The following is a 10,433-nucleotide window of genomic DNA, read 5'->3' as shown; positions in this document are numbered from 1 at the left end:
GTGAAGGTCATGCCGCGGGTGTTGATGTCGCCACCATGGACGGCCATTTCCAGCAGCAGCTGGGGCACGAAATAGCTGGTCTGCGGACCGAACACGGCCAGTGGCTGGCCGCTGGCGGAATGCTCCGCATTGAGCAGCAGGGCATTGGACATGACGCTGGGGAAGCCGTCGCGCAAACCCTGAATGCCGGTTTCGATGGCCGCGATGCGCTGCATGGCCTGTTGTTGCTGTTGCTCGGAGAGGGTGTCTTTCCGGGTCCAGAGAGTGGGCAGCTGGCGAGTCAGGTTGGCCCATTGCTGTGACAGGGTCTCACCGCCATCGTCCAGGAAGGACAGGGAGAGGATGCCACCGAGCAGGTCCCCCACGGTATCCAGCAGACCACCGACCACACCGGTGCCGGGCAGGGCGGGCACATTGCCCAGGGCTTCCGGACACTCGGGCTGGCCGGGGCGGCCACAGGGTGCATGGCTGAGCGGGTCATAGCGCTGGAAGGAGCCGGCATCGAACATCACCGCACCGGGGAACTGGCCAGCCAGCTCGCCACTGAGCGGGCAGATGTCCGGCAGGGTGGGGGGTGACTGGGTGGCGAAGGATGTGGTGGTGGTCACGGACGATTCCGGATCGGTACCGTGGCGCAGATCCTTCCACAGGTCGCAGGCGATGTCCTTGCTGCCGGTCTGGGCCTCCAGAGCCTGGAGCAGCAGAACATTGTTGTGCTCGTTGCCGCCGCCGCCGGCGAAGATGCCCTGGATCAGGGTGGCGATGGCCACCACGTCTTCAATCACGAACGGTTCCAGTTGCACCCCCAGGGCCACGTATTCCACGGGCACTTCGAGGAGCCCGCTGCGGGCGTCGGCCACGTACTGGTTGAGGCCGGCCACATAGTTGGTGGCATCATCGAACACCTGGGCGCCATCATCGCCGAAACGGGCGATGGTGTTGGCGATCATGGTGGTGCGGTCCTCTTCCCGGTAGGGGGCATTGACGGCGATATCCTCGTCGAAGGAGAAGTCTGCCGGTCCCAGAAAACGGGACAGCTCGCCACGGCCGGCACGACGCAGCACATCCAGCAGGAACAGGCGGTCGGCGGCGGTCACATAACCGACCCCGAACAGGGCATCGCGGCGGGACTCGCCGAAAATGTGTGGCACCCCGAAGTTGTCGCGTTTGATATCCACCTGATAGCCGGCGGCATCCAGGGTCTGCTCGCTTTCCCAGTTACCTGCTTCCGGAGCCAGTAGTGGGGCCGCTTTGAAGTAGTCGCCGAGCTGGTCATCAGTCAACCCGGGTTCGCTGCGTACCAGGGCATCGTAGAGGCCCAGCTGATCGTCGAAGTGGGGCTCCTTGCTGAGGGCCGGCACCAGACCGGTTTCTGCCACCAGGTCGTCGAACAGGGTGCTGAGCAGATCTCCGAGACCGGGAATGTCTGCGCTCAGATTGGCAACGCCGCCGATGTCATCCTGACCCGGGGGCAGGATGTTCAGTACCGTGCCGTAATCCGCAAAGGGAGCGGTGACATTGGAGGGGCGCGGTTCCGGGCCAGTGGGCGTTTCCGGCGTCGGCGGGTTGCTGGGTGTGGGGGTGTTGCTGACTGGTGCCGGGTTGCTGGAGCCTCCGCCGCCACAGGCGGCAAGCAGGCTGGCGCTCAGCAAGGCACTGAGTAACAGGCCGGGTTTCATGATGCTCTCCTCGGGGACATTATTGTTTTGGTCGGCGAACCTGATTCGCACTAACGTCCCAAGATTGGCATTCCCGCGGGTATGAAAGGAGCCCCGGCAACAAAACAGCAAGAAAAGCCTACCGGTGGCTAATCATGTATCGGTGTGTAAAGGAGGAAGAGGCGTTGCCGTAGGAGCGTCGCTGGCGGCGCGAACCGGAACGCAGTGCAGGTAACGCCCGACAGGGCGGCCCCTAGGGTGCACGCAGTGCATAAAGCCAAAACCCGAAGATCCGTATTTACCACAGAGGGCACAGAGATCACTGAGGAAAACAGGGTTTTCTCTGTGTGTTCTGTGCCCTCTGTGGTGAAAAGGCTTTTGATCTTGGGTTGGGCTATCGCGCAGCGAGCGACGTTATTCGCTGCGCTCCTACGGAGAGGAGAGGCGGTGTTCAGATATTCTTTTCGATATGCGCCAGCACGTTGGCCAGGCGGTCGACCAGAATCTTGTTGATGCTCTTTTCCAGTACCCGGCCCAGCTCGTCGCTGACCACCGCATCGGCCAACGGGCGGATGCGGGTGATGAAGTCGGCCAGCTTGGGCACGTCTTCGCCTTCCGGCAGGGCCTCGTCACCGTACTTCTCGTCCACCAGGTGGTGGATGATCATGCCGATGAAGCGCTCGGCCAGCTTGTCCACTTCCTCGCGGACCAGGGTCACGTGGGTGAGCACGGCGTCCAGGGGCACACCGGCTTCGCTGAGTTCCTTGCCGGCGTTGTAAATGCGCGGGTAGGGAATGCGCAGGCGCATGCCCTCGGGAATGATGTAACCCAGCTTCACGGCCTTGGTCATCACTTCCGGGGTGATGTCTTCGCCGAAGTCATCCAGCAGGTTCTGGTAATCCAGGTAGGAGGGCACGCTGGGGGTCTGCCAGGAGGTGACCGCCACTTCCAGGCCGAGAATATCGTTGAGCTCGCGGCCCTGTTCCCAGGCGCTGAGCAGGTCGCGGATATTGTTCAGGGTGTAACCGCGCTCCAGCAGGGCGCCGATGATTTTCAGGCGCGCCAGATGCACATCGGTGTAGATACCGGTTCGCCCGCGTTTTTCCGGTGGCGGCAGAATGCCCCGGTCCTGATAGGCACGCACATTACGCACCGTGGAGCCGGCCTCGCGGGCCAGTTCGTCGATGGTAAATTCCTTGTGGTTGCCGGCTTCGGCCTGAAGCGCCCCTGTCACAGGCTGGGTGTATTTCTTCAGGCTGCGAAGGATGGCGGCGGGATTACGGTCACTGGTTTTCATGCCCGCGATGATAGCCCGCTTTTTGCACAGGCGCCACAGCCCACAGTGGCTGTGGACTGATGGTTTCGGCCATAAACGTGATGGTTGTCACTTGGCAGAGCGCTGCAATGCCGAGGTAGGAGGTTGCCTGCAAGCGAAACGGCGTTGTTCGAAGCATCTTCGCCGGCAGGCTGACTCCTATGAGGCTCGGGGTGAGCGTAGTGGAGTAACGCCGCAGGGTGAGAATAGCGAATCAACGTGCATGCATCGCGAAGAGGAGCTCACCGCCAGGCCGATTCGCGATGCAAGCATCGCTTCCCACACACACCTCAAATGCCGGAGGGTTTGTGGGAAGTCATGCTTGCATGACGAAGAGGTTGGCACAGCCCTGCTTCTTCAGAAGTCCCCTTCGGCTCAGGGGGTGATTTCCACCTGGGCCAGATTGCGGGCCAGGGAGGGAGTGAAGCGTCCCAGCCATTGCATGCCCCGCGCTTCCGGGCTTACCGGCACCACCGCGCGGTTTTTCTCCACCGCCTCGACGATGGCCTGTGCCACCCGGTCCGGAGTAAAGGCGCGGCGCTGGTATAGCTTGTGGGCGTGCTGGCGGCGGCGATCCTGCTCCTCATTGTCCACGCCCACGAACCGGGTGTTGCGAGTAATGGGGGTATCGATGATGCCCGGGCAGATGGCGCTGACGCCGATGCCATGGTCGCCCAGTTCGGCGCGCAGGCATTCGCTGAACATCAGCACGGCACTCTTGCTGGTGGCATAGGCGGGCAACATGCGTGAGGGCATGAAGGCGGCGGCGGAGGCCACGTTGACGATATGGCCGGCGCGGCCCTGGTCGACCATCTGGCGGGCGAACAGACGACAGCCGTGGATCACACCCCACAGGTTCACGCCCAGTACCTGTTGCCAGTCTTTCACGCTGGTATCCAGCAGCGAGCCGGACAGGCCGATGCCGGCGTTATTGACCACGATATCCGGGGCGCCCAGTTCCTTTTCCACCCAGTTGGCCAGGGCTTCCATGGAGCGGGTGCTGCTCACGTCGCACTTGCGACTGAGGGCCTCACCGCCTTCGGCGGCGATGATGCGGGCGGTGGCGGCAGCGGCCTCGGTGTTGATATCGGTGCACACCACCAGGGCACCGCGACGGGCGAAGGCCAGGGCGGTTTCCCGGCCGATGCCGGAGCCGGCGCCGGTAATTACGACCCGCTTGCCGCTGTCCGGGCCTTTTAGCTGGCCGGCGGTGACTTCACTGCGCTGCAGCGGGCCGGAGGCGGGTGCGCCGTCGACGTGCTGAATAAATTCGCGAATCCAGTCGGCGGTCACGTCCGGGTGTTGTAGCAGCGGGCCCCAGTGTCCGCAATCCAGTTCCCGACGCCACAATCGGTCGGTCCACTGCGCCAGGTCTTCCAGCATAGCCGGGCGCACATAGTTGTCCTGGCGGGCGACGATCAGTTGTACCGGCACTTTGGTATGTCGTTCCCGGGGCTTGAGCAGACAGGGCAGCATGTTGGCCCGGTACAATTCGATGCCGTGGGTACCGTCCTGGAGCTGGGTGGCACTGGGCTCACTGTCCAGGTTTTCGGTGCGGCGCAGCACTTTCGGCCAGGCTTTGGCCAGGCCGGCTTTCCACAGGGCCGGGGCCAGTACCGGTAATTGAAACGCGCCGATGTACCAGGAGTGGGATAGCTGGTTCAGCACAACGCCGATTTTCTGTTCACGCAGCCGGGCCTTCATCCACTGTCCCACGTGGTCCAGGCAGGGGCCGGACAGGGTGGTGTAGGAGGCGATACGGTTTTCGGCATCCGGGTCGGTGACCGATTCCCAGGTCTGGATGGAACCCCAGTCGTGACCCACCAGGTGGACCTTGTCGTTCGGGCTGACGGCGTCCATGACTGCATGCAGGTCGTCGCGCAGTTCACGCAACTTGTAGGCGGCACGACCTTGCGGCACGGAAGAATTGCCGGCGCCGCGAACGTCATAGGCGACCACTTTGAAATCCCGGCTCAGTCGCTCGGCCACCTTTTCCCAGACGTGATTGGCGTCCGGGTAACCGTGCACCAGGATCACTGTAGGGCTCTTGTCCGCACTCCAGGTGCGTACGGCCAGATCCACGCCGTCACGGCTTACCGTTGTATCGCGCCACTGCACCATCAGGCTGCTTCCTCTTGTTTGTCGTTATTGCTGTTGTCGAGCAGGTGGGCCGGGGTGGCGGTCAGCCAGCGCGGACCCTGGTCGTCCATCAGCAGAAATTCACTGCTGGCGACACTGTGTTGGCCATCGCTCAGGGTCAGTTGCCACTGCCACAGTCCCGGTATTAGCGGGGCTTCGTCTATGCGGTTGCCCTCCGGCAGGCTGCCTGTGAGTGGCACCAGCCGGTAATGCTGGCGCAGGCCGGGGTACTGGCTGGTCAACTGCTGCGGCGTTTCACCCTGCTGGAGAGTGCGCGGCAGTTGCTCGCGAATGTCACGCAGCCGCGCGTGCAACGGTGCCAGCACGGAGGCCGGGCCGCTGAGGCTGGCTTTGGCGACATAGCCGTTCTGCACCGCATCGCAACGCAGTATATAGCTCATACCGATCCGGTAGCGGCGCTTTCCCGGTCTGTTCAGGCCAAAGCGACGTCGGGGCGTCTGGCCGGCAAAGCGCACCTTGGGCGGGCGGGCCGGATCAAACAGTTGATGGGCTCGCAGCCAGTCGCGGATCAGCAGTTCGCAATCCTGTTCGCTCATTCCCGGTTGCAGGGATGCGGCGATAATCTGCAGGCACTTGTTCGCCTGTTCCTGGCTGTGGAGATAGGGAGCCAGAGCCACGGAATCCGGGGTCCAGAATGCGCTCATTAACGCCTCCGCCATGTTGTTATGGAATGGAGTCCGATAATTACAGTGGACAATGTCACGGTCAACCGGTGCGATTGGCATTCCTTTGCCGGGCATGCCTCCCCAGGGTCAATGCGGCGTGACAATTCGGGTACAGAGCGTTCGCGTGATCTTCACAATTTTCCGGGCCTCCCTTGTTAAGGTATGCGTCTGAATATGCTTCAAACATAGCGGTTGAGCCGGCAAAAGCTGGCACTAAGGAGATGAGTGTGCGCCATCAAGCCCAGTCGTTGCGGGGCCTGACAGCCCTTCTTTCCCTGTTGTTAGTGATGCTGACGACGGCATTGCCCGCCCAGGAGGGGCCTGCTGCCGCCAAGGAATATGGTGAACTGGCAGAAATGCTGGAAAACGATGCCTCGCGCCAGCAGCTGATTGATCAATTGCGAAGTCTGCAGGCTGCCGCCAATCCCGCCCCGCTGGGGTTGGAGAGTGAGGTGCCTCCTGCGGAAATCGCCGCCCAGGCCCCCAGCGGACAAACCGCCGCGCAGGTCTCTCTGGCCCGCCGCATGGCCTCAGCGACCGGTAATCTGGCCGGTGACGTGGGCCAGCAGTTCGCGGCCATGAGTGGCTTGGTGACGGGCTGGTTTATCAGCGATGACAATGCGGATAATACGGCTGCTACCACTCCGGTAAATATGAAAGCGGTCACCGCTGCGTTGCTTAATCTCGCCATTCTGGTGGTGCTCACCTTCGTGGTGTTCTGGGCGTTGCGGTCGCTGGCGAGTTCCGCCTTTGGCCGCCTCAGTCATTGGGCTCAGGCCGGTTCGGAAAAGCTGGCCATCCTGCGCACCACAGTGGCTGTGGCGGTAGCCGCGCTGCTGGATATCATTGTGGTGGCGCTGGCCTACCTGGGCGGGACCTTTGTGGCGCCGGTGCTGACCGAGCAGCTGGGGGCGGATGCCACCCGGCTGGCCCTGTTCCTGAACGCTTTTCTGATCGTGGAACTGGCCAAGGCCGGTCTGCGCATGTTCTTTTCTTCCCGTTACGAGGGCCTGCGGTTGCTGCCAGTGGCGGCGGACAAGGCCAGTTACTGCAATCGGTTTCTGGCCCGCGAGGCCGGGCTGATTGGCTACGGCATGCTGGTGTTGGTGCCGGTGTTGAACTTCAATGTGTCCCCGGCGGTTGGTAGCGGTACCGGTACTCTGATCATGCTGGTGGCGCTGGCGTACGCCGTCGGGGTGATTTTGCGAAAGCGGCAGGTGTTGCGTGAGATGCTGACCGAGCGTGCCAATGCCAGTTACGGACCGATCCGTCTGTCGTTGCTGTTACTGGCGCGCACCTGGCACTGGCTGGCGCTGGCCTATGCGCTATTGGTGTTTGCTGTCACCGTGCTGCACCCGGAGACAGCTCTGCCCTATGTGGCGCTGGCCACCCTGGAAACCCTGGTCTATGTGGGCGTGGGACTGCTGGTATCAGTGGCGCTGGGACAGCTGATCGGCAAGGAAATCCAACTGTCAGACCGTCTCAATGCCAGCATGCCGCGGCTGCAGGCCCGGGTGAATACCTATGTGCCCACCGGCTTGAAAGTGATCCGCGCACTGATCCTGATCCTGGTGGTGGTGCTGTCGCTGGATGCCTGGGAGTTCTATGACCTGGCCGCCTGGTATGCCACCACGGCGGGTGCGCAGACGGTTTCCGCACTGATCGATATCCTGATTATCCTGGCGCTGGCGGCCCTGGTGTGGGTGGTGCTGGCGAGTCTGGTGGAGCACAAGTTCAGCCCGCGCGAGAACAGCACTCCTGCCGAGGCAGCCCGTGGCGAGACACTGCTTGGGCTGTTCCATACCACCATGGCCATTACCATCATTATCATGACGACGATGATTGTGCTGTCCGAGATCGGTATCGAGATCGGTCCGTTGATTGCTGGCGCCGGTGTGCTGGGTCTGGCCATTGGTTTTGGCGCCCAGAAGCTGGTGCAGGACGTGATCACCGGGATCTTCATTCAACTGGAGAATGCCATGAACACCGGCGATTTCGTCAGCGTTGGTGGCAATTCCGGTACCGTGGATCGCGTGGGGATCCGCTCGGTGGCCCTGCGGGATCTGTACGGCACCTACCACATCGTGCCGTTCTCCTCGGTGGATGCGGTGTCCAACTTCACCCGTGAATTTGGTAACCATGTGGGTGAATACGGCATTGCCTACAGAGAGAGTATTGATGATGCCATCGTTCAGCTTGAAGCCGCATTCGAAGAACTCAAGGAAGGGGCCCACAAGGACAATATCCTGGCGCCGATGACGGTTGCCGGTGTTACTGCCCTGGCAGACAGCTCGGTGAACATCCGTGTGGTGATCAAGACCACGCCGGGCAACCAGTGGGCCGTGGGTCGTGCCTTCAACCGGCTGGTGAAGATCTACTTCGACAAGGCCGGCATCGAGATCCCGTTCCCCCACACCACCCTGTACTTCGGCGAAGACCGGGATGGCAAGGCACCGGCGGGGAACATCCGCCTGGCCGACGAGCGGGTGGTGTCCACTCAGGATGGCAACGACGGGTAAGACAGGCGCCTGCCACGGCAGGCGTTGTTGAGCATCAATGTTTCACCACAGAGGGCACAGAGCTCACGGAGGAAAAGCCTTTTCTCTGTTTGCTCTGTGCCTTTTTTGATGATGCTGCTGAATTCTGGAACGCCGCCAGGGATTGCGTAGGGTGCACTGAGCCTAAGGCGAACTGCACCATCAAACGCCGGATCGGTGCAGTTCGCCTTAGGCTCAGTGCACCCTACGTTTGCAACGTTGCGGGGTTTTTGCGCCAAAAAAAGGGCCGGCACGAATGCCGACCCTGGAGTCACCGGAAAAGGGAGAGCTCGGTGATGGAAAGTGTCAGGCGGCCTCCTCCTTGAGGAGGTCGCCCAGCAAGGCTTCAAAGTTCTTCAATTGTTCGCTGTTGTCGTGATCCCAGGGGTGGAAACCGGGCTTGAACCAGTCGAACCAGGGTTTGGTGATATTGCGGAAAATACCCTTCTTGCCCCAGGTATGCTTCGCCACAGCGCGCCAGCCTTTCAGGTCGGTCAGGCCGCCCTTGATGCGCACGTTGTGCAGATAGAAGGGAATCATCAGGGCGAAAAAGACACCGGTGGCGGCGACCAGGGTGCCGCTGCGCAAGGCATAGGCGCCCAGATTGCTGTCGTCGCCGATGGCTACCTGGTAGACATCGAAGGCCACCGCCTTGTGTTCGGTTTCTTCCAGGGCATGCCAGTTCCAGATGGCCTTGTAGCCGTCGTCTGCCCCTTCCATGATTTCCGGTAGATCCAGCAGACCGCCGCCGAGGATGGCAGTCAGGTGTTCCAGCGCCACCGTGGCGGCCAACTGGAAGGATTGCGGAGAATAATCCTGTACTGCTTTCAGCAGACGGGCGACAAAGGCTTCCTGGGCATGCAGTGGAATACCGGCCTGGGCCACGAAATCGTTGTATTCTTCGTGCTCACGACCGTGCATGGCTTCCTGGCCGATAAAGGCAGTAACGGCCTTTTTCAGCTCGGGATCCGTGATCTGGTCACGGTAATTGCGTACGCTGTCGATGAAAAAGCGCTCACCCACCGGAAAGAACAGGCTCATGGTGTTCATGAACTGGCTGACATTCAGGCCGTCCCGGTGCCAGGTCAGGGCCTTGGCCGGGTTCAGGTTGAATTTCAGATTGCGGCGGATGGGAAGAATCGAGATCGCCATAGTGCGTACCTTCGTAACTGTTACATCATTCGATGATACAATTGCTGTGTCACACAGCAAGGTTTTTCCACCGGGAAATGAAAAAAATGGCTCATGATAAACAGGAAGTTGCCGATCGTTTACTCGATGGCCTGGTTGACCATTTGCTGGCAAAGCTGTCGCCGGGGCAGCTGGACGGGCTGATCGAACAGGAGCTGGATTACGCGTTGGATGTGGCCACCCGCTACAGCCTGAACGATTGGGTCAGTGTCGAGCAGATACGCATTACCGCCCAGAAATATGCGGCGGAAATGGATATCAGCGGCGCTATCCCCGAGCTGGTCGGCGACATGGTGGAGCAGTTCTACGACCACGGTATCCAGAGCGACCGAATGATCGGCGATGTGGTCGACGAGGACGTGGTGATGGCTCTGCTGGACAAGGTGCTGGAGATCCCCCTGTCCCGTCAGAGCATGGCCTGGCTGGGCCGTAATCCGGTGCTGCTGGCGTTGCTGGCCGGCGGTGCTCAGCTGGGGCTGAAGACCCTGTTGCACCAGGGGCTGCCGCCGGCACTGCATAACCAGCTGCGCAAGCGCCTGCCGGCCCGCTGGCTGGGTAGCCTGGAAGTGCGTCTGCAGGAATGGTTGCTCAAGCGCATGGAACAGTTGCTCAGCGACCCCTGGCTGTATCGGGATGAAAACCTGGAAGAACTGCGTGAGCTGGTGCTGGTCGCCTGGCAGGAATTCTCCCAGCGCCCGGTTGCCGAGCTGCGCGAACTGATCAGCAGTGAGGATATCCAGGAGCTGTTCGTGATCGGCTTCGAATACTGGCGCGAGCTTCGCCACACGGACTACTTCATCGCCATGCTGGATTCCGGTGTCAACGCCTTCTTCGACAAGTACGGCGACACCACCCTGATGGACCTGCTTGATGAACTGGGCGTCACCCGCGAACTGATGCTCGACGA

7 protein-coding genes are annotated in these 10,433 nt (G+C 61.3%); 2 read left to right on the top strand and 5 right to left on the bottom strand.

Annotation, left to right across the window (positions count from 1 at the left end; genetic code table 11):
- The 4 genes from HUJ17_RS01320 to HUJ17_RS01305 all read right to left on the bottom strand — a co-directional run.
- Nucleotides 1–1,679, bottom strand: a 1,679-nt coding sequence (locus HUJ17_RS01320; protein WP_290509012.1) for a penicillin acylase family protein, incomplete at its 3' end; no start/stop codon positions are given.
- Between the two features lie 430 nt (nt 1,680–2,109).
- Nucleotides 2,110–2,955, bottom strand: coding sequence for a MerR family transcriptional regulator (locus HUJ17_RS01315; RefSeq protein ID WP_290509011.1), 846 nt, complete (start codon nt 2,953–2,955; stop codon nt 2,110–2,112).
- Nucleotides 2,956–3,348: 393 nt separating this feature from the next.
- Nucleotides 3,349–5,094 (bottom strand): SDR family oxidoreductase, encoded by a 1,746-nt coding sequence (locus tag HUJ17_RS01310; RefSeq protein ID WP_290509010.1) that lies wholly within the window; start codon nt 5,092–5,094, stop codon nt 3,349–3,351.
- Nucleotides 5,094–5,777 (bottom strand): hypothetical protein, encoded by a 684-nt coding sequence (locus tag HUJ17_RS01305; RefSeq protein ID WP_290509009.1) that lies wholly within the window; start codon nt 5,775–5,777, stop codon nt 5,094–5,096. The genes HUJ17_RS01310 and HUJ17_RS01305 overlap by 1 nt, the downstream gene beginning before the upstream one ends.
- A 242-nt stretch (nt 5,778–6,019) precedes the next feature.
- On the opposite strand from HUJ17_RS01305, the gene HUJ17_RS01300 reads away from it, so the two are divergent.
- Nucleotides 6,020–8,317 (top strand): mechanosensitive ion channel domain-containing protein, encoded by a 2,298-nt coding sequence (locus HUJ17_RS01300; protein ID WP_290509008.1) that lies wholly within the window; start codon nt 6,020–6,022, stop codon nt 8,315–8,317.
- A 324-nt stretch (nt 8,318–8,641) separates the two neighbouring features.
- Here HUJ17_RS01300 and HUJ17_RS01295 read toward each other — a convergent pair whose 3' ends face one another.
- Nucleotides 8,642–9,487 (bottom strand): metal-dependent hydrolase, encoded by an 846-nt coding sequence (locus HUJ17_RS01295; RefSeq protein WP_290509007.1) that lies wholly within the window; start codon nt 9,485–9,487, stop codon nt 8,642–8,644.
- An 86-nt stretch (nt 9,488–9,573) separates the two neighbouring features.
- On the opposite strand from HUJ17_RS01295, the gene HUJ17_RS01290 reads away from it, so the two are divergent.
- A partial coding sequence (locus HUJ17_RS01290; protein ID WP_290509006.1) for a hypothetical protein occupies nt 9,574–10,433 on the top strand: 860 nt, incomplete at its 3' end.

Origin of the sequence: Alcanivorax sp. (assembly GCF_014762765.1) — a bacterium.
Taxonomy (GTDB): domain Bacteria; phylum Pseudomonadota; class Gammaproteobacteria; order Pseudomonadales; family Alcanivoracaceae; genus Alcanivorax.
The sequence above is the reverse complement of the archived record's forward strand: the minus strand, read 5'-3'. Positions and strand labels throughout refer to the sequence as shown.

Excerpts from the sequence above, each read along its gene's own strand:
- HUJ17_RS01315 (WP_290509011.1), bottom strand. The coding sequence starts at position 2,955 with ATGAAAACCAGTGACCGTAATCCCGCCGCCATCCTTCGCAGCCTGAAG.
- HUJ17_RS01310 (WP_290509010.1), bottom strand. The coding sequence starts at position 5,094 with ATGGTGCAGTGGCGCGATACAACGGTAAGCCGTGACGGCGTGGATCTG.
- HUJ17_RS01305 (WP_290509009.1), bottom strand. The coding sequence starts at position 5,777 with ATGAGCGCATTCTGGACCCCGGATTCCGTGGCTCTGGCTCCCTATCTC.
- HUJ17_RS01300 (WP_290509008.1), top strand. The coding sequence starts at position 6,020 with ATGAGTGTGCGCCATCAAGCCCAGTCGTTGCGGGGCCTGACAGCCCTT.
- HUJ17_RS01295 (WP_290509007.1), bottom strand. The coding sequence starts at position 9,487 with ATGGCGATCTCGATTCTTCCCATCCGCCGCAATCTGAAATTCAACCTG.